Annotated in this window: 14 protein-coding genes and 3 pseudogenes; 10 read left to right on the forward strand and 7 right to left on the reverse strand. The window is 51.8% G+C overall.

Annotation, left to right across the window (positions count from 1 at the left end):
• Positions 1 to 123 precede the first annotated feature (123 nt).
• Positions 124 to 1,380, forward strand: a complete 1,257-nt coding sequence (locus tag OAN307_RS07005; protein WP_015499089.1) for a cysteine desulfurase-like protein — start codon at positions 124 to 126, stop codon at positions 1,378 to 1,380.
• A gap of 106 nt (positions 1,381 to 1,486) precedes the next feature.
• On the opposite strand, the gene OAN307_RS07010 is transcribed toward OAN307_RS07005, so the two are convergent.
• The 5 genes and pseudogenes from OAN307_RS07010 to OAN307_RS07035 all read right to left on the reverse strand — a co-directional run bounded on the left by OAN307_RS07010 (position 1,487) and on the right by OAN307_RS07035 (position 7,242).
• A complete protein-coding gene (locus OAN307_RS07010) occupies positions 1,487 to 2,437 on the reverse strand; it encodes a DMT family transporter (RefSeq protein ID WP_015499090.1) in 951 nt (316 codons plus the stop codon).
• Between the two features lie 633 nt (positions 2,438 to 3,070).
• On the reverse strand, positions 3,071 to 4,534 hold the full coding sequence (locus tag OAN307_RS07015) for an alpha/beta hydrolase family protein (RefSeq protein ID WP_015499091.1): 1,464 nt from the start codon (positions 4,532 to 4,534) through the stop codon (positions 3,071 to 3,073).
• Positions 4,519 to 5,256 carry a hypothetical protein gene (locus OAN307_RS07020; RefSeq protein WP_015499092.1) on the reverse strand — a complete coding sequence of 246 codons (738 nt, stop codon included), beginning with the start codon at positions 5,254 to 5,256 and terminating at the stop codon, positions 4,519 to 4,521. Before OAN307_RS07020 ends, OAN307_RS07015 begins: the two co-directional genes overlap by 16 nt.
• A 31-nt stretch (positions 5,257 to 5,287) precedes the next feature.
• Positions 5,288 to 6,416: pseudogene (locus tag OAN307_RS26005) on the reverse strand (DDE-type integrase/transposase/recombinase); the annotation flags it as partial.
• Positions 6,417 to 6,627: 211 nt separating this feature from the next.
• Complete coding sequence (locus tag OAN307_RS07035) at positions 6,628 to 7,242, reverse strand: TetR/AcrR family transcriptional regulator (RefSeq protein ID WP_015499095.1); 615 nt, start codon at positions 7,240 to 7,242, stop codon at positions 6,628 to 6,630.
• A 113-nt stretch (positions 7,243 to 7,355) separates the two neighbouring features.
• Here OAN307_RS07035 and OAN307_RS07040 point away from each other — a divergent pair, with 113 nt between their 5' ends.
• From OAN307_RS07040 to OAN307_RS07080, 9 genes and pseudogenes are all read left to right on the forward strand, one after another.
• Positions 7,356 to 8,507 (forward strand): efflux RND transporter periplasmic adaptor subunit, encoded by a 1,152-nt coding sequence (locus OAN307_RS07040; RefSeq protein ID WP_015499096.1) that lies wholly within the window; start codon positions 7,356 to 7,358, stop codon positions 8,505 to 8,507.
• A gap of 3 nt (positions 8,508 to 8,510) precedes the next feature.
• Complete coding sequence (locus OAN307_RS07045) at positions 8,511 to 11,639, forward strand: efflux RND transporter permease subunit (protein WP_015499097.1); 3,129 nt, start codon at positions 8,511 to 8,513, stop codon at positions 11,637 to 11,639.
• Between the two features lie 9 nt (positions 11,640 to 11,648).
• Positions 11,649 to 12,533: an ABC transporter six-transmembrane domain-containing protein gene (locus tag OAN307_RS07050; RefSeq protein WP_015499098.1), complete on the forward strand. Its 885-nt coding sequence runs from the start codon at positions 11,649 to 11,651 to the stop codon at positions 12,531 to 12,533.
• 155 nt (positions 12,534 to 12,688) lie between these two features.
• The gene (locus OAN307_RS07055; RefSeq protein ID WP_144055527.1) at positions 12,689 to 13,123 is read left to right on the forward strand and encodes a DUF2147 domain-containing protein; all 435 of its coding nucleotides are present in this window, start codon (positions 12,689 to 12,691) and stop codon (positions 13,121 to 13,123) included.
• Positions 13,124 to 13,163: 40 nt separating this feature from the next.
• On the forward strand, positions 13,164 to 13,733 hold the full coding sequence (locus tag OAN307_RS07060) for a hypothetical protein (RefSeq protein WP_015499100.1): 570 nt from the start codon (positions 13,164 to 13,166) through the stop codon (positions 13,731 to 13,733).
• A gap of 64 nt (positions 13,734 to 13,797) precedes the next feature.
• Entirely contained in the window at positions 13,798 to 14,823 is a 1,026-nt protein-coding gene (locus tag OAN307_RS07065; protein WP_015499101.1) for an alpha/beta hydrolase family protein, read from the forward strand.
• Between the two features lie 241 nt (positions 14,824 to 15,064).
• Positions 15,065 to 15,367, forward strand: a pseudogene (locus OAN307_RS30675) (transposase); the annotation flags it as partial.
• Between the two features lie 381 nt (positions 15,368 to 15,748).
• The gene (locus OAN307_RS25110; protein WP_015499102.1) at positions 15,749 to 16,540 is read left to right on the forward strand and encodes a class I SAM-dependent methyltransferase; all 792 of its coding nucleotides are present in this window, start codon (positions 15,749 to 15,751) and stop codon (positions 16,538 to 16,540) included.
• Positions 16,541 to 16,852: 312 nt separating this feature from the next.
• Positions 16,853 to 17,488, forward strand: coding sequence for a hypothetical protein (locus tag OAN307_RS07080; protein WP_015499103.1), 636 nt, complete (start codon positions 16,853 to 16,855; stop codon positions 17,486 to 17,488).
• Positions 17,489 to 17,537: 49 nt separating this feature from the next.
• On the opposite strand, the pseudogene OAN307_RS26015 reads toward OAN307_RS07080, so the two are convergent.
• A pseudogene (locus tag OAN307_RS26015) lies at positions 17,538 to 18,324 on the reverse strand (DDE-type integrase/transposase/recombinase); the annotation flags it as partial.
• Between the two features lie 94 nt (positions 18,325 to 18,418).
• Positions 18,419 to 20,278 carry a hypothetical protein gene (locus tag OAN307_RS25120; protein WP_015499104.1) on the reverse strand — a complete coding sequence of 620 codons (1,860 nt, stop codon included), beginning with the start codon at positions 20,276 to 20,278 and terminating at the stop codon, positions 18,419 to 18,421.
• Positions 20,279 to 20,397 lie beyond the last annotated feature (119 nt).

A 20,397-nucleotide genomic window follows, 5' to 3' on the forward strand; every position in this document is an offset into this window, starting at 1 on the left:
GAAGGGTAACTTGCTGGTGAACCGACGGTCCGGCCCTAAGGGGATATGAAACCAAAGCCGTCAGACATAACCTCATTATAAAATCATCTCAGGCACTACGCCTTTCACAATAGTGGAGCATTAATGAATTTTCCGATTTCGCACATCCGTTCGTTGTTCCCAGCTTTGGCTCTGACTGATGATGGGCAGGCACGCGCCTATCTCGATAATCCTGCGGGAACACAGGTGCCTTTGTCTGTAGCGTATGCCGTTCACCACTATATGCTGAACGATGTGTCCAACGGTGGTGGGCATTTTCGCACCAGCGTCAAGACAGATCAGGTTTGGCAAGAGGCCCATGAAGACGCAGCACTTTTTATAGGTGCTGCGTCTGCGCGTGAAGTGATCATAGGTCAAAGCATGACATCGCTTACTTTTCACTTGTCGCGGAGCATCTGTCGGGACTTTCAATCAGGCGACGAGATTGTGATCAGCCGTGTCGAGCATGAGGGCAATGTGGGCCCGTGGTTTGAGATTGCGAAAGACAAAGGTCTTAAAATTGTCTGGGTCGATTTTAACCATGAAACTTGGCAGGTCGAACCTGACGACTTAGCGGCGGTTCTGACGGATAGAACGCGCTTGGTGGCGTTGAACTACGCGAGTAACCTAACCGGGTCTGTTAACGACATACCAGCTTTGACCAAGCTGGCCAAAGACGCTGGGGCATTGGTCTTTGTGGATGCAGTGCAATTTGCGCCTCACCACCTGTTGGACGTCCAGGCGATCGGCTGTGATTTCCTTGTGTGTTCATCATACAAGTTTTTTGGACCACACCTCGGGCTGGTTTGGGGCCGCGAAGAGTTACTTCAATCTTTGTATCCTTACAAAGGTCGGTGCGTTTCAAATGACACGCCAGACAGGTTCGAAGCAGGCACGCCGCAATATGAACTGCTGGCTGGATTAAGTGCGACCGTTGCATATTTTGAGCACATTGGCGGTCTCAGTGGCGAAACTACTAACCGTCGCGAGCTAATTGCATCAGCATTTCAAATGTCGCGGGACTATGAAGAGCCTCTGACCAACAAATTGATTGAAGGACTTCAGCAGATCCCCGGCATTGTGATTTATGGGATAACAAATTCAAACCGAATGCACGAGAGGGTGCCAACTGTTTCAATTCGGCACAGCAACGTTGCGCCATCGGACATCGCGCGCAAACTGTCGGATGAGAATATTTTTGTATGGCATGGCCACAACTATGCCTACGAGCCAACTCGTTCGCTGAATTTGCCCGAAGATGAGGGCGTCGTTCGGATTGGACTAGCGCATTACAACACCGCTCAAGAGGTCCAAAAAGTTCTCCAAGGGATCGAAATGTCTGTCGCTAAGGTTGGAAGATGAACTTGCAGACACGTTCTGCCAGCCCCCGCATAATTCGCACGACGACACTCGATCGACATGGTCCTGCCAAGCACATGCGCTTCGCGTACGTTAAAACTACGCCAGATTAACGCGCCACGATATGCGCCGTTGTTTTCTGCAGCTGGTGTTCACGCCAGACGGTGTAAAGCCCTGACGAGAGAATTAGCCCAATCCCGCACCATGCCACTGCGTCTGGCCATGTGCCAAACACCAATACGCCCCATGCTATGCTGAGTGGCATCACGAGGTATTCCACCGGCGCAACAATCGCCGCTTCACCCAATCGATAGGCCCGTGAGATGCAATAGCCCCCGATAGACGCGAAGATGCCAAGGATCAGCATCAAGGGAAGATCGGCGGTATCTGGAACTCGCCATTCGCGAAACAGGAACGCCAAGGATGCGTTGCTTTGCTCTGCAAGTTTGCCGTCTTCAAAGAGCAGACCAAACACGACGCAAACCACAATAAAGACGATCTGGATGTAAAATGTCATCGATACTGCGTTCTCTGTGTCCCGCAGGAACCGCGTCATGATGTGCAGACCTGAATAGCCAAACGCAGCGGCCAGCGGTAGGAGTGAAGCCACTTGAAACGCTTCTGTTCCTGGCCGCAGTACGATCAGAACGCCGATCATTCCGAAGGCAATTGCGCTCCATCTGCGCCGTCTGACCACTTCGCCCAGAAAGAGGACGGAAGCAATTATGATCAAAAAAGGCGATATGAAAAAAATTGCCACAGCATCGGCCAAGGGCAGGACAGCGAGGCCAAGGAAAAAGCAAAGGTTCGCAAACACAACAAAGCTCGCGCGGAGCACATGCATGCCCAATCGGCGGGTCTTGAGAATGGAAAGTGTACCGTTTAGGGGGACCATGATGCACACGACAACGGCAAGGCCGACAATCGAGCGTATCAGCACCAATTCGTGCAAGGCATAGCCACTACTGAGGACTTTCATGGCCACGTCGTTCAAAGAGAACATGACCATCGCCACGCTCGCAAATAGCGGACCGGCAGCCGTTGCTGACACCCTGAACATCTATGTGGCTCCTTACGTGTAATGACTTGGGATAAGCTGGTGGCAAGGTCCAGCAGTTTGAACGCATTCGAAATTGAAACGGCTTGATTTCCGCTCCTCTAGTCTGAACATCTTTGGTCCGTGAACGATGTAAGTTGGAAGCTAGTTTCTGATAAAACTTCTCCAGCCAACACAGAATTTGGGCACATACATCGAAGTGCCCGTCAAATTGGTCAACATCGGCTCCGATCTGCGCAGCATTCCGGGAAAGCGTCGTCTCGTGCCAAGCACGGAAAAACACAGAAAGTCTGCCGAGGCAGCTCGTCAACGACCCCGATATCACCGCGGCGCATGGTTTTGAGCGCCATCACTGGCCTCTGCTGTATCTACGAACATTAGGTTCGGTCAGCTGCCGATCAGTGCTTTCCCCATAGCTCCAACCAAGCCCCCGCAGCTTCCTCCTTCCAAGGTTTGTCAACGCGGGCCGACACCGATTCAGCAACAAACGTCGCGCAGCGGCCCGCATCGAAAAACCTTCAGGGAAGCGGCCCTTCGCTACGGGAAGCGTGGGTGTCTGCACTGCGGACGAAGCGACCAAGCCACCCATTTGGCCCAATGTCCGCTTTGCTTACTGCTAAGATGTAACTGGGCTCGTCATTCCACAGAAGCGTGGACCCAATGTACGATTTGATCGAGCGATTGCTGATTGAAAGCATCTCTGCCCATACCCAAAAACACATACTGAAGGTACCAAGGCCAATCGGATGGGAGTTGGTAGTTGAAAATATCAGCGCGAAGCAAGCCGTGCGTGGCGTTTGGTACCATCACAACCTGTCTATTTTCAGTGAGTGGCATCAGCTGTTCTTGGAAGGTTACTGAGTCCGAACCTGCGTCAACATTCAGATCATCCTGACCCCAGATGGCAAGTATGGGACCCTTCATGCCTGAAATGAAATCAGTGGAGTCTTCCCAATATGCTCCTGCAACAAATCTAAATCGTGCAGGATCCATGTCTGTCGTTGGCGGTGGTGCAACGGATGCATCAAACAAGGCATCGTTTCGGAGAACCCGATCTGCCAAACGCTGCTCGATTTCCTCTTCAGCGACACCCTCTGATCCCATTCTGACGCGCCTGTAGTAAGTGCCCTGATCACGCCAAGACACGGCCCCACCGACGAGGACTGTAAATGCTGGCGTCATTTGTTTTGCTACACGCGGTAGCACCCAGCCTGCCTGTGAGAACCCCAAGAAACCAATTTGGTCGACACCTATATTATCCAGCGCGGAAATGGCCTGAAATGCCGCCAATGCCTCACCTGCGCGATCCTCCATCGTTTGATCTAGCCAGTTGCCCGTACTCTGCCCGACACCAGCCTTGTCCCAAGTAAAGACGCCAATACCAGCATCGACCAGCGTGTTGATGAGGGGTAGAGCTCCACCATCAGAAAAACGATCCTGTGCCCCATCCCCGTGGACGATAAGGGCGATGGGTGGGCTCTTGGCATTTTTGGGCATTACCAATGATCCTGACAACACCGCGTCGTCAAGTTCAAACGAGACTTCGCTGACGTTATGTCCAATGAGATCAAAATCAGAGAGGCCGCGCACTACCCAGATGGCGGCTCCGATACCTATGATGAGCATGCGCCCCACAGATTTGTCAGAACACACACAGAGAACATCAAAGGGTTGGTTAAATGCTGCTGTCCACTCTCGCATGGTTTGCCCAAGTAGGTTGAGTGACGGCAGAAGGACCAAAGTGGTGTTGGCTTGGAGTTGTTCCTTGATCCAAAGCGTCGTGAACGTCTTTCCAGTTCCGCAGGCCATAATAAGTTGACCACGGTCGTGGGTCTTCAGCCCCTTAGCAGTTGCATCAATAGCTTCTCTTTGATGGTCCCGTGGCTTGGGCTTCTTCTTTGGTTTAACTTTGTTCAATTCTGAGATGTGCTCAGGGTAGTTGACTGCCGCTTCCTCAAAGTTTTGAAGCATGAATCGGACAACATCTTTTTCTTGATGATCACAAGTTCGGATGGCGTTCGCACTCATCAGGTCTGTGGATGTCAGCAAAAGCCGTTTGTGAATGAGGGCACGGTTGGACTCGCTTAGAAAGGTGTCCATGTCATTCTTGATGACGCCAGCGGGCCTGCGTATTGGAACTGAATGCCTGAGTATGTTTGAGCAAGTGCCAACTGTTGGATCAAAATACGTCCATTTTCACTGAGATCGTTCACCCAACTTGGAAGCCCTTGATCAAACCTATGTCTTTTGACCGCGCTTGCTTTTAAAGCAGATTTGAATTGCCTGGAATCCTCTCGGAGCCGTCTGCGAAGGTCTTTTAGGTTTCCTTCGAATGTATCTAGCCTCGTTTTTACGTTTGGAGTTGACGCTGTATGGATCGTCAATAAATAGGCGATCAGCTTAACTAACTCGTCGTCATCGATGGGGTTTCCAAAATCGAGCAAAGAGAATGGACTTCGCAACGACTCTGAAAGTACAATGGCTGAATTATTTAAAAAGTTGTACATTAGAGCTCGTTTAGGTTCCTCGTAAGCCTTCTGAGCCAGATACAGCCTAAAATCCAGTAGCGCAGGCGAGAACAACTCTTCCTTTACCCGGCTTGAAATCCGTGTGTAATCGCGTGAATTAACCAAGCCCTCTAACGCTGATAACTTATGAGGGAGCTCGCAATGCTGCATAACCAAAAATAACAAGCTTTGCACCGATTCATCGTAGTTAAAGACCTTGGCCAGAATATTTAATGCAGCCCGAAAGGTTGTCGCTTCTGTACCTCGCCGTGCAAAAATACTCGTAACAAAGTCGCGATACTCTAACTGATCCAAGAAATATCCCTTGGCACCGTAGATCAGGCTGCAACCACTCAGCCAGGTCACCGGATACGTAACTGGATCCGTTGTCGCTCAGCAGCCGTGGTTTGTGAACGACGTGAACCTGATCACAGCCGGACGCCTTAAGGGCCAAGTCGAGCGTGTCAGTCACGTCCTCAGCCCGCATATTGGTGCAGAGTTTCCACCCTCTCGGGACATTGCTGCGCAATACCCTGCCGGGCAGCGGAGATGATGTAACGGCTGTAATCGTCTAGGATCGTACTGAGATAGAACCAGCCCCATCCCAGAACCTTGAGATAGGTGAAGTCAGTTTGCCAAAGCTGGTTGATCGCTGTGGTTTTGTCTTTGAACGCACTGGCGGCTTTCATGACGATGAAGGCTGGGCTGGTGATCAGGTCATGCGCCTTCAGCATACGGTATACGGAAGCCTCTGATACGAAGTAGCTTTCCTTATCTGTGAAGGTCACTGCCAGTTCACGCGGTGACAGTTCTGTCTCTTCCAGCGCAAGGTCCACAACCCGACGTCGCACCTCGTCAGGAATACGGTTCCAGACGTGCTTTGGCTTGGGAGATTGGTCTTGCAAGCCAGCCTCACCACGCTGCCAATACCGATCATACCAACGGTAGAATGTGGTGCGTGGAATGCCGAGCTTGGCCAAAGTCAGGCGGGCCGGCAGATGCGACCCCTCGACCAGCTTGATGATCTCCAGCTTCTCTGATGCGGGATACCTCATTCGTGGTCGCCCCCACCGTCGAACATGCTTTTTTTGAGCAAGCGGAGTTCAAGTGTTTGCTCCGCAACGACTTCCTTCAGATCACGTGCTTCACGGCGCAGATCCTTCACCTCGTCGGTTGTGGCGGCGCGGGCGGTATCGCCCGTAAGGCGCTTCTTACCGGCCTCCATAAAGTCCTTGGACCATTTGTAGTAGATGCCTTGGGAGATGCCTTGGGAGATGCCTTCACCCCTCTCGTGCATGTAAACATGCACTGCCGGGCAGTGGACCACACAGCTCGGCAATGCTGTCTTCCCCACGCAGACCGTCTAAGACGATCCTAATCTTCTCTTCAGATGAATAATGCTTGCGGGTCGCCCGTTTGATATCTTTGACGATCTTCTCGCCCGGGCTTTTGCGTGTTCCAGTTGTCTGTCTCATGTCCCACTCCTCAGTGGTTACGATGAGCCAACAACACTCTCTTATCAAATATGCCTATTTGGACCCAGAAGCGCTGACGTCTGACATGGCAGTTATCCAAAGGAAGATTTGGAGCACTAAGGGCTGAGACGCGAGTTCATAATTCGAGGTTCATATGCAGTATATTCGGGTGGATTACAAAAGACACTGTGGGTTGGGTAAATCACATCTGTTAATTTGGCGGACAAGTAATCGCATTCTTGATGAAGTCCCATAGCTCTGTGTGATCAACCGTCGTTTGACCAGTTTGCAAGGTTGCCCTTAACGCTTTGCCTTCCATCGCGTCCAAGATCAGACTCGCTGCTTCTCGGGTGTTAGGCAACAAACGAAAACAACCGTCTTTTACGCCACGCGCCAAAAGGACGGCCAATGCATCAAGCAAAGCATTTTGGTTCTCCAAGAACATTTTAGCGATATCAGGTTTTCGCACAGCCTCGCTAGCGATCTCAAGGCTAAGAATCACATTCTCCGGTGCGGAAAGATGGATGAGATAGTTGCGCACAAAACCTTCGAGAACTTTCAATGGTGCCTCATCGCTGCTCAACTCGGTCAGGAACGGCTGGAACTCTTCACGTTCTAAGGCAGCGATTTCTGCCAACACTGCGTGCTTGCCACTGAAGTGATTGTAAAGATTTCCTAAACTCACGCCTGCGCGTTTCGCAATGTCGCGGACACCGGTCTGGTGATACCCTTTTTCAAGGAAACTCATTAGCGCCGCCTCAAGAATATGAGCGCGGCGAGACTTTAGTTCTTTGTCGCGTTTTGTTTCGATTGGGGGCTCTTGCATATCTATATTTCTTGGGCTAGGGGCTTAGCGAACGATCGTTCGTTCGCGGGATGTCTATACTTCTGGGCATGAAGTAGGGCGGTTCACGCAACATGTGAAGTAGGAAAACAGTGATGGCAGACCAAATCGAACTAGCCGGGAAAGCGCGAATGCGGCGCGGGATTTGGATATTGCTTTCAGCGGCCTTGCTAGTAACTGTCGGGACCATTCTGGTTTTAACAGAAGATACGGCGGACGTCACGCAAGCCAACGTTCCAGCTGCGCTGCAAATTGTTTCTGTCAGGGATTTGGCTGTCAGCGATGTTACCGCTTCGGTTGAAACTTTTGCCGAAGTACATCCACGCTGGTCAGCTGACATCCGGGCCGCCGTTGGTGGCCGGATTGTAGAGGTACGCGAGGCTGCTCTTGCAGGTGTGCAGGTTCCCGCTGGCGCTGTCCTATTCCAGATAGAAAGCACCCAGTATGACACGGCAGTGGCCGCAGCAGAGCTGTCGCTGGCAGAGGCGGAGTTTGCCTTGCTGCAAGCCGAAAACAAGACAACCGTCTCGCAGCGTCAGTTTGAACGCGACACCACCAGCGCACCAAATGACCTAGCCTTACATTTACCAGAGCTCAGGATCGCAGAACGCGGGGTAGCTTCTGCTGAAGCACAGCTTCGCGCGGCACAGCAGCAGCTTGCTGATACCACTGTCACCGCGCCATTTTCAGGTTTCATCACGGAGCGGCTGATCAGTCTGGGCCAAACAGTGACTGCAGGAGAGCCGTTGTTGAAGTTAGTGGATGATAAGCAGTTTGAAATGACGGCCGAATTGTCACGTGAAAGCTGGGCCTTGTTGGATCACCCAATTACCGAACAAGTTGTGCAACTTGTAGATACGATCGGGACGCCGATGGGGACAGCTATCGTTCGGCAAGGTGGTGGTTTCCTTGATCAAAACACCCGCCAATACCGCGTATTTCTTGAAGTGAGCGAAACTAACGACCAACCTATTTTGTCAGGTGACTTCCTGCGGGTGCTTCTGACGGGGCGCGTTCTCGAAGACACCTTGAGTATTCCAGGCACCGCGCTGACCAGAACTGGGCACGTGTGGTTTGTTGATCAAAATGACCAGCTAATGCGCTTTACACCTGATATATTGTTCCGGCTCGATGATCAGATTGTGATCACGGCACCTGAAAGTGACCATAAGCAGCGCGTTGCAATCACGCCGCTGGCTTCGTTCCTCCCCGGCCAGCGTGTCGCACCACATAGCCTGGAGGATTAAGCTATGCATGCATTGACCGGATGGTTCATTCGCAACCCTGTGGCAGCGAACCTAATGATGGCGCTGATCCTTTTTATGGGCGTCCTGACTGCCTTTACGATACGGATCGAAGGTTTTCCCCGTATTCCGCCGGACAGCATCCAGATCACGACCGAATACAACGGCGCTCCCGCCGAGCAAGTCGACGAACTTGTCACCCGAAAGATCGAACAGGCCCTAGAAGGTCTTGAAGGTGTTCGCAGCGTAACTTCGCGATCTGGCGACAGTACTTCTTTTGTCAGTGTTCGCCGCGCAGGTGGGCAAGACCTGCAACGTCTGCTGGACCAAGTGCGCTTGCGTATTGATGCGATAACGGGTCTGCCAGCCAATGTGCGTCGGCCTGTGATTGACGCTGCGGGATTTGATTTCCCAGCACTTTACGTGAACTTGCACGGTGATACCGACCCTGCAACGCTTCAGACGCTGGCACGGCGGTTGAAGGAAAATCTATTGTCTCAGCCGGAACTGTCACGTCTTAACATCTGGGGCCTGATCCCGCGCGAGATGCGTATTGAGGTTTTTCCTGAACGTCTTCGCCAGCTTAACCTGACGGTTTCGGATGTCGTAAGTGCCATTCAGGCGAACTCTATAGATTTTCAGGCGGGAACCCTGCGTACAGCGGGTGGCAATATCTACCTGCGTGCTGATGATCGGGCCCGATACGCTGGGGACTATGCAATGCTACCGGTAATTGAGCGTGCAAATGGTTCAACCGTGCCGTTAAGCGATATTGCCACTATCACGGATACATTTGTTGATGGCGATTTCCTGTTTCGCCTGAATGGTGATGCAACCGTTGGCATGGAAATCCTGATTGGGCAAAAAGAAAACCTGCTGCAAATCTCCCAAGTGGTGAACCGTGTCGTCGCAGACTTTTCCCCCCAATTGCCATCCGGCATTCAGGCCACCGTCTGGGGGGACAGCGCCAGCTATATCTCAGATCGTTTAAGCCTACTCACCTCGAACGGGGTGCAGGGGTTGCTGCTAGTCCTACTTGTCTTGTCGATTTTCCTGAATGTTCGCTTGGCTTTTTGGGTCGCAATGGGAATTCCCATCTCAGTGATGGGGGCGCTGGCGGTGGCCGGCACCAAGTGGGTGGATTATTCGCTGAATGACGTCACCACGTTCGGACTGATCATCGCGCTTGGCATTCTTGTTGATGACGCCGTTGTGGTGGGTGAAAGCGTGTACGAGGAGCGCCGTAAGACCAAAGACCCCATCGTGGGAACCGAAAACGGGGTGAACAAGGTTGCGGTTGCAACTGTCTTTGGTGTGTTGACCACTATTGCAGCCTTCTTTCCAATGCTTCTGATCGATAATCCACTCGGCAAAGTGCTGGCGGGTTTCTCGGGGATCGTGATCTTGTCGTTGATCTTTTCGCTGATCGAAAGCAAGTTCATCCTGCCTGCTCATCTGGCGCATACACAACTGGATGCAAAGCCTAGATATTTACTGACGCGGGGCTGGGCAAAAGTCCAAGACGCAGCGCAGGCTGGATTGAATTGGGTGCGCGATAGCCTTTATCTGCCCGCTCTCCATGCCTCATTACGTCATCGGTATGCAGTGTTGGTCCTGTTTCTTGCTGCGGGCCTCCTTGGGTTGGGCCTGATTGGAAAAGGCACAATCAAGACAGTGTTTTTCCCGGATGTGCCCGGGCAAATTATTACCGTTAATTTGGAGATGGACTCGCGCGCGCCGTTTTCACTCACCCGTGACAATGTTCAGCGGATTGAAGATCTGGGCAACGAACTGAACGTTGAACTGCAGGAAAGTGCCGCTTTAGATACCCCGCCGATCCGCACCATGTTCGTCATAATTTCGGGTGCCGAAAGCGCACAGATTTATGCCGAACTGTCCCCTGTGATCGAAAGGCCGGGCGTTGAGACTTTGGGCATCGCACGTGAATGGCAAAGGCGAACTGGACAAATCGAAGGCGCCACTGAGTTAGAATTTACAGCCTCAGAGTCGCTGGGTGGTGGATTTCAGTTGCAACTGTTGTCGAAAGACCCCGACCTGCTGCGTGAAGCCAGCACCGAACTGCGCAGTTTTTTGGCTGGCATCGATGGGATCAGTAATATCCGCGATACCATGGCGGGTGGTCAGCCCGAACTCCGCGTGCGAATCCGCCCAGAGGCCCGCAATCTTGGTTTCAGCGCAGAAACGCTCGCCAGTCAGATTGGGTATGCGTTTGGCGGCGCAGAGGTGCAGCGCATTCGCCGCGATAGTTCAGAAATACGGGTGCTGGTCCAGAACGCCCGCCCTGCGCGCAATACGGTTGACGATTTGCTGCAAACTCGACTGCGCAGCGATACTGGTGCCTGGGTGCCGCTAACAACCGTGGCTGAAGTAAACGGCGGCTATGTCGCGGGTATGACACACCGCTTGAACGGTCAAACAGTTAACACCGTGGCCGCCGCCATTGACCGCTCAGTTGTGTCCCCGGCAGAGGTTGCCCAGGCCGTGACAGAGCAAATGGTGCCGCTTCTAGCGCAAAAATACCCATCCGTTCAGGTGTCCTTTGGGGGTGAACTAGAAGAGATGGGAGAAATTCAGGGTGGGCTTTTGCGGGCGTTGTTGTTGGCCACCGTGCTTATATACGTGCTTATGGCAGTGCCGCTGAAATCCTATTCGCAGCCCTTCATTATTCTTGCAATCATACCATTCGGTTTCGTCGGTGCCGCGATTGGGCATCTGATCATGGGGCTGCCTTTGTCGCTGTTTTCGTTCTTTGGTATGCTCGCGCTTACCGGTGTGGTGGTGAATGACAGTTTGGTGCTGATCACGCGCTACAACCAAAATCGCACGTCAGGAATGGATGTGATCGCAGCGTTGCACGAAGCTGGTGTCGGGCGGTTTAGGGCAATTTTTCTAACCACTGCGACCACAGTTATTGGCCTTCTTCCTTTGTTGACTGAAACCTCTGAGCAGGCGCAGTACCTTATCCCTGCAGCCGCATCTCTGGCCTTTGGTGAGATCTTTGGCACGGCCCTGATGCTCATCCTTGTACCGGTTTTAATAGCCATTGCTGAAGATATCCGGACTGCGGTTTTTCCCGCCGGGGTTGCGGCTACCGCCCAGAATTCAGAAGGCTAGGATATCGTGATGTTGAATGATGGCCCCCTGACTGTTCGGGCACTTTTGCGGGCGTTCCGCTGGCGCATAGCACTTACCTGGATGCTGATCTTGTTTGAGGTCGCCCTTACTGCACTTGTTCCACTTTTCATCGGTTTTGCGATCGACGGGCTACTGGCTAGTGATACGCAAGCACTGTTCCAGTTGATCGCGGTGCTAGCAGTGCTGATTGTGGTCAGCGTGATCCGTCGTGCCTACGATACGCGTGTTTTCGGCACTGTGCGTGTTGAAATGGGGAAAACCCAGGCTGCACGCGCGGCCAACCTACCTGTATCGACGTTGAATGCCCGGCTAGGGATGGGACGCGAGCTGGCAGATTTTCTTGAGGCTGACCTGCCGCTGGCGATGACATCGCTTGTCCAACTCATCATCTCGGTCATCGTCCTCTATACATTTGACCCCGTGTTGGCGCTGGCAGGGGCGAGCGCAGTGGCGACGATGTTGGCAATATACAGTCTGTCGCATGGTCGTTTCTATCGGCTCAATGGCCAACTTAACCAGCAGACAGAACGGCAGGTTGGCATTCTTGAGACACGAAAACCGCAAAGCCTATCAACCCATCTGACGCGGTTGCGCCGTATCGAGGTGCGGATATCTGATACGGAATCCATCGTCTATGGTGCGATATTTGTCGTTCTTCTTGGATTGGTGGTCTTCAACCTTTGGTATGCGACTGCCAATTTGACGATCACATCGGGCACCATCTTTTCGATCGTCACCTATTCATGGGAACTTGTTGACGCAGCTCTCGCGTTCCCGATGGCGCTTCAGGGCTGGTCACGCTTGTCAGAGATTATGAAACGGATCAACCACGCGGTGCCTTCTGATTTGTCAAAACCGCAGGCTGACCAATGACTATGTCAAAAACACCAATCACGTTGGCCGTATTCAGCGTTTTCTTCGTCCTTTCTTTACTGTTCACAAGTTGGGGAAATGAACTTCTCGCGAAGTTGCCCCCGCGTGCGTATTACCCAAATGACAGGCAATATGCAGTTACGGAGGTCAGAGCGGTGCTTGAGATTGCTGCGCTCGCTCATCGGAACCCTGCGCTTTCTGGCGATCAACAACCCTTCCAAGACATCGTCCTTGGATTACCAAAAACGCCCCCAGAAGCCCTTTGGTTGACCCAAGACCTATCGCTGACAGTTGCCAGTGGTGCCTGTGGCGTAGGCTCAATTAGTCTTTGCGCAGTGATCGTTGGCATTAATGATCCCAGCATCAGAATTTGGGCCACAGAGATATGCGGGCTACCCATTTTCTGGGAGCTGCTGCCCGAAGCTGAAACCAGTGATTGGAACAATGGCCGCATCCTTGATCTCGAAACGCTACAAAATCACTCACTGAAAGTATCTGTCACCTCAGGTTGGTTGATCCTGCACATCAGTGATCAGGCGCCCATCCAATGGCAACAAACCACCGTTTTGCCAGTTGGTTGTGGCTCATGAGCAATCCATTCACATCATCTTATTAGGAAATACCAGTACAATGTTTCGAATAACTTTAGGCGCAAGCCGCGCCATCGCCGTCGTCTTCTCGTTTAACATGGTTGTGGCCTGCACAATGACGCAGGATCCACCCGCCGAGACATTCGGTGACCCGATTGAAGGCGTCTGGCTGTTAGGTGATGAACTGTCCCCTATTAACATCGCGCCATGCAGTAACGACAAAGACGATGGGCTTTGCGGTACTTTGATGCAGGTGTCCGAAGGTGACGACGCTTGGAGCAGTCAAAGTAATGCAGAGTGGTGGCAAGAAGGCCCCACACCAACGGTCACGCAGTTGCGGCCAACTGAGGTCGAAGGAGAGTATGTTGGTTTCATATATAATTCAGATATTGCCGAGACCCTGCATCTCCAGCTTGTCCTTGCGAACGACAGAACCATTGAAGCAGTCGTTTATTTTGGTGCCAACCTCGATGAAGCGGTGGATATGGCCATAGGTGCCGCATTCTCGCCTGTTCAAATAGTCGATCTGGCTTGGTACCTGACACGGGCCGGTGTTGGAAAAACATGGCTCAGCAGCGATCAAACATGGCGTCGGCCAACGTCAGGATGATCGGTGCAAAACGTTGATAGTTTATCCAAAAACCAATAGTCTGAAAGCATACAGGTTCAGTGAAATGAAAAGAGCATTCATCTACGCAGCAGCGATCGTTGTTGCAGTCAGCATTGCCGCAGTATTTTGGGTGCTGCGGGGACTATCGGACTTTGACCTATCCGAACACACGCAAAGGGAAATTACTTTCGCAGTCGACGACGCTGTGTTGTCAGGCACCCTTATTATGCCAAAAGATATCATTGCCCCGCCCATCGCCATCATCGTCCACGGGGATGGTGCGCAAGACCGTTTTTCAAATGGGGGGGGCCTTCCGCTTATCAGTACGTTGACCGATGCCGGTATTGGGGTGTTTTCATGGGACAAGGCTGGGGTCGGAACAAGCACCGGCAACTGGCTGAACCAAACAATGGATGATCGCGCAGACGAAGCGCTTGCCGCATTGCAAGCCGTTTCCAGACTAGATGGTATTGAAGGCAATCGCGTTGGTTTTCTGGGCTTCTCACAGGCTGGATGGGTTCTTCCACGCGTCGCAAACCGTATTGTTCCATCGTTTACAGTCATCGTTGGTGGAGCGGTTTCGTGGCGCGATCAGGGCACATACTTCAATCGGATCGAGCTCACTTCGCAAGGTGTTCCAGCAGATATGATAGAACAGCGTTTGGCTGACCGCATGCGCGACAACGATATAGTTTTTGGCGTGTCAGCGGACCCGTCATCGAGCCCTGAAATGGAGGCGGAACGCTTTGGATTTGTTGCTGGCGCGTACTGGGAAGATAGTACGCAGAGCATACCAAACATGAACGGTCCTGTGCTCGCTATCTGGGGTGAAGATGACCTGAATGTTGACACGCGCAACGACTCAGAAATATTTCGCGAACAACTAATGCCGCTCAGCGATATTCGGCAGGTCGTTCTGGTGCACAATGCCACGCACGGCTTGCTGCGCGCTGATCTATTCAACTACCAACTCCCGTCCCAATGGCCTTGGTATCTGCAGTATATCTTTTTGGGGATGGGGCAAAAAGCATTTGCCGAACACTCGCTTGATCAAATTACAGATTGGATTTTGACAGTAACAGAGAACTGAACCCTCGCGCCGACAAAGCGGTTATTGGCGCTCCCGCAGCGAAAGCTCAAATTATCCGCCGAGCCGCCTTCCTACCTGCAAAAATGCTGCAAGTTCGATCAATGTCCGCTTCGGTAAAGCTGCACTGCGGCATCGACGCTCCCGTTGAACGGCAACGATGGGCCTATTCTGTTGAAAAACTCTTGTTGATTTGAGGCTTGGCCCCTAATTCAATTGTTCCTGACAACAAGGGGTAATTGCGATGTTGGGACCGAAACAAGAGGCACAAGGCGCGTTGTTTTATGAGTTTTCGATTGATGATCACGTTCCTCAAGATCATCTGCTGCGATCCATTGAGCGGTTTATCGACCTGTCCGGCATTCGCCAACATCTCACCGATTTCTACAGCCATACAGGCCGTCCTTCGATTGATCCGGAACTGCTTATTCGCATGCTGTTGGTGGGATATTGCCTCGGCATCCGCTCTGAGCGTCGCCTCTGCGAAGAGGTTCACCTGAACCTTGCTTACCGCTGGTTCTGCCGACTGGATCTGAGCGACAACGTGCTCCACGAGAGTCTGAACAACGTCACGCCGTCTGACGTCTACTTCGGCCGTGACAAAGCCATTCTACAACAAAGGGAAAGGATCAAACGAAAGACACTCGAAGCGCGCCGCTTGCATCACAGCCTGCACGCCACATAATGAAACCAACCAGATGAGCCGAACGCTCTCTTAATTTAAGCCGCCTTTGGTGCCAAAAACCCTGACGACGTACACTGCAGTGCAGCGCGGCACGCAGGGCGGAATGTAGTCATTCGTTGCAACATGGACAGAAGTCCGCAATGCGGACGAAGTTGACGATGGATGACCCCATCCCGTAACGTTAAAGGTATGCCTTCTTTCTGCACCATGTGGTCAGAGAGGATGGGTAAGGGGGAACGTCCTATGTCATTTCAACTCTCTGGCAGCGCACCAGAAATTTATGAAAATAGTATGGTGCCGCTGTGGTTTGGACGTTGGGCCGAAGCCCTTCTGACCTTCGTTTCCCTAAAAACTGGCGAAACGGTTCTGGATGTTGCTTGCGGCACCGGCGTCACCACCCGGATAGCCAAGCGGGATGTCGGCAGCGACGGAAGAGTGACTGGATTGGATATCAATGCAGGCATGCTCGCGAAGGCACGGGAACTAGCCGACGACATGGACATCACTTGGATAGAAAGCGATGTCATAGGAACAGGATTGCCGAAGGACAGTTTCAATGCCGTCATATCCCAGCATGGCTACCACTACTTTCCTGATCAGCCTGCCGCATTAAAAGAGTTTTACCGCGTGCTTGCCCCGTCGGGGCGCATCGCGATGTCTATATGGGATGGCCACAGTGCCTATACCAAAGCCCTCTGCTCCGCTGTCGAAAAATTTATCTCGCCTGAGATTGCGAAGAAGCAACGCGGCCAGAGGCAAACACCCTCAGCAAATAGGTTGATTGCTGGTCTTTCCGAAGCCGGATTTCGTAATGTTACTGTGGCTCGCCAAGAACTGTCGATCAAAGTCCCCTTGGCCGCAACGTTCGTGCCGCTACACCTCGGATCGATGCCCATTGCCAACGCTTTTCACAGCCTTCCCAATGAAGAAAAAGAAGCCCTTATCGCTGATGTCGCCCACACATTAAGAGGCCAAGTCGTCGATGATCAGATTGTTTATCAAGATGCCGTTAATGTTGTGACGGGGCTGAAATAGGCAAAACAGCTATTGCCAGCACGGGTTTTTCTTAGGTCACTCTGGGCTCTTTGCTGCCGTTCGCTGCGCGTTGCACCAAGGTCGGGTTTGGGCCGTTTGTGACAAATGCTGCGTTGCGCACATATCGACATGAAGGGCGGATTGCGGACTTTCGCTGCGCGTTGCACCGAGGTCCGCTGTGCGGACAAAACTGCAGTTCCTCATTTTGGAGTAGGGTACGCTACACTAGTAATGCTTTTCTTTTAAGCGTACGCAATAGTCAGAGAGCTTGTGGTTACCTGCTGTAAATTCAAACCGAATTAAGGACTTATTATGCTTCGCACTAGCCTTGTTTTAACACTGCTTTTGTCCACAAACCTAATATTTGTCGGAGAAGCATTTGCGCAGGGTCAAATATCCAGCAATTATGATCAGTTTAAGTTTGAGGATTGCCCTCTTGTGAGAACCGGCGAGTGGCGGGTCTTATCAAGATGCGAGATGGAGAATGGACCGGACTTCTTGGTTGAGAGGAATGAACATGCTTCATATTTCACGCCTGTAACAGAATATTATTTGACTGAAAACGATAATGAAAACCCCAACTATAAGTGGGTTAGCGGCCTTTTTGGTGACGATAATGAAAACCCCAACTATAAGTGGGCAGTGAGCGGCCATTTTGGTGATCTGTTTGCCAACGATGAAGACGTGATAACTATTGAGTGGCGGGTTGAGGCAGTGGATGGGGTTTGGACACCGTTCGCTGCTATTTTCCGGACAATTTATGGACCGGATGAATATACGGCACAACGCTTGGACATCATGAAATTTGGGTCAGACCATGCCTGCCCGATAGCGATAGTCAATTACAGAGGGCCAGAATCTAACGTTAGGGCCCGTGAAATTGCGGATGCCGCGTGGGGAACTAATCCATGTAGGCAAATTGATCCGGGATATATTCCACGCGAATAATTCAGGCTTTACCACAGCATCTATGACATCACCTGACGATTATTCGCAATCAGCCTCCAATCTGGGATGCTAAAAGTGGGCTCAAATCACGCTCAGTATTGCAGCTACGAAACACCTCCTGAATGCTGTGAAAGATGTGTGTTCCGAGCCTTTCATTAACTGCCCGGCAGTCGATGCTAAGCATCGAAGAGAGGGGCGAACCGTCCGATTGTATCGCTCGGTATAGGCATTCTGTTGGGGTTTCCTGGCTGGATGTAGCATAGGGTGATGTGATGCTTTGATGCCCATTCCTGCAGCTTTGAACTGACGTATTCAGGGCCATTATCCACGCGTATCATCGCGGGCTTTCCGCGCCATTGGATGACTTGATTAAGGCTGCGCACAACCCGTGCTGCTGGCAGTGAGAAGCCCACGTCAATGGCCAAACCTTCGCGATTGAAGTCGTCTATGATGTTCAATGTCCTGAACGATTTCCCGTTCCACAACTGGTCTACCATAAAGTTCCTTTCTGCAGATTGCTTCGCAATCGCCTATCGGGCGAGGCATAGACCACACTTGGTTTGGTCGATCTGGCACTGACAACGGGTCGGGGCGCTCACGCTTAAGCCGTTTGCGGGGCTTGATCCGCAGGTTCAGCTCCAGCTCACAATAAATCCGGCGGACCCGTTTATGGTTCCATTTGAACCCTTTCACATTGCGCAGATACAACCTCTCGGGACATTGCTTCGCAATACCCTGTCGGTCGATGGGTAACACAATCCAAAGCCCCAGTTCTTACGGGCCTTGGTCAAAGCAATCAGCCAATCTTCAATCTCTTCATTTTCGTTAGCGAAGATGGCACCTGTAGAGTGGGGAGACGTATAACACGAACCCACAACTGGCGAGATATCCTTTGGCACGGCTGAAACACGCCGTGCCAAAGGAGCGTGCTCACTGCAAACGTTGACCATTCGCGAAGATTGATCCGTCTTCTTCGATCACGACCTCCGAGGTGATTGTATCCTCTGAACCTACAACTATGGTGGCGAAAAGCCCCATCATCATGCGAGCGCCCATGGCCTGTTCTTCTGGCACCACGCCCATCGCAATCAGCTTATCCAGCAGACCATTGCCACCGATCAACTGCAGATTGGCGGCGCCTGTTGGCTTTGGCAAGCCAGCGAACGTCGTCATGTCGCTATAGTCGAAAGTGAATTCACCTTTGCCAGTCAATTCACTGCCAGCAGCGCTCAATATCAGTTCATTGAGTGAGGCTGAGTGAATCATCCCCATCATTCCGCCTGACGTTGTCTCTTGGGCGTCAGGGGCAAAGATATCGATCAGCCAATTTCCCATGCCTGAAAAATCCAAGACCAGTGTGGCAGGGTCACGGGGCAGGACACCTGCTGGATCAAAGATACCCCAGATGTTATCGTTTGCGGAAAGACCGACAAGCCTGACCAGCATAGCAAATTCACTTGGGAAATCGCTTTTTGAAAGTGGCATTATGAAATTGAAGGCACTTTCATCCAAAGCAGCATTTATCGGAGGGAAGGGCATATCTGACCCGGATAGCGCGAGCGCGACCCCGTTGAAGCCGCCGCTTGTGGAAAGTTGCCTCTCATAAATCTCAAGATTCAGCATGCCTGACGCGATTTCTCCGTTAGACGCAAACGAAGGAGTGCTCGCAATGGTTGCCGTGTTGTACGATACCGCGCCATGAGTGATGTTGCCGGCAACTGTGAAATCTGTACTCAATCCTTGTTCAATGGTCGTATCCGCGAGCATGCTCCCGAGGTTGCCTTGAATGCTGGATGCGAAGCCAGCAAGGCTCCCGTTCATAAGGAAGCCTTGGCCCGTATCCGGATGTGCAAAGTTGATATCGAAATTCATCATTTCCAAATCAAGGAACGATTCCAGCGATAGACCGCTCGTTTGATCATAGCTTACGGCGCCTGAGAAACCCAATAGCGATAGATCGAGAGTAAGGTCGTTGGAACGGGTTGCCTCCAACGTAATATCCGTCGTCGGGGCAGAAAGAATGTAGGACATGTTGCTTTCGCTGCCTGACACAACAAACTCCATTTCAGGTTGGCTGACCGTCAGTTCAATTCTGTTGTCATTTGCTCCGTTCAGAAGCGATAGAGAATACACGTCTGACATCGTAACAGTTACGGACCCATCATCGATTTCGGTAAGGACAATCTCGGGTACGGAGATCGATAGGCTGTCATTTTGCAAATTTCTTGTTAAGGTATAATCGCTGATAATCAGGCTACTGTCAGTTATGTCCAAACGTGCAACTGATGAGAAACCTGGAGTGGCCGCAAACAGAGAAGTCCAGCTGTCCCAAACACCTTGAGCGGTAAGAGATTCTTTGGCGGTTTCCACCTCGGTCTTAGCCCCGCGTGTACCATCGAATGCGTATGTGAGCGGCTCATCGCAATAGCTCCATGACCCCTCCCAGCTTTCGCTCTGGGTATCAAAGGACATTTCCAGCTGACCCCAGGCATCGGTTCGTATTTCGCCGAAATCCTCGATCGTATCACAAGGGGCGTCTGATTCAGGTTCCGCCCAATAGCCAAAGTACTGACCTTCAACAGCGTTTCGGTCTACGAAAAGAAATGACTGTCCCTCCTCGTATGTCGCTGTGCAGTTCCAATACCCCGTTTCAGTACAGCTCATCTCAACTGTGCCAAAGTCAGTATCCGAATATGTGCCGTTGGGCAGGGGGGTAGCGACCGCTGCTGAGCTTAGGAAGAGGTAAGCAAACTGTGCCACCCCCAAGGTCTTCAAGTGAAGGTGTTTCATGAGTATTTCGTTTCCAAATTGTTTTGTTCGGTGCCGCGTTTGGGACACCGAACTGGTTCTGCTGATATTCTGTGCATCTTAGAGGGTGAAAACGCAGAAAATTATCTTCGGTAGGGGCG

Origin of the sequence: Octadecabacter antarcticus 307 (assembly GCF_000155675.2) — a bacterium.
Taxonomy (GTDB): domain Bacteria; phylum Pseudomonadota; class Alphaproteobacteria; order Rhodobacterales; family Rhodobacteraceae; genus Octadecabacter; species Octadecabacter antarcticus.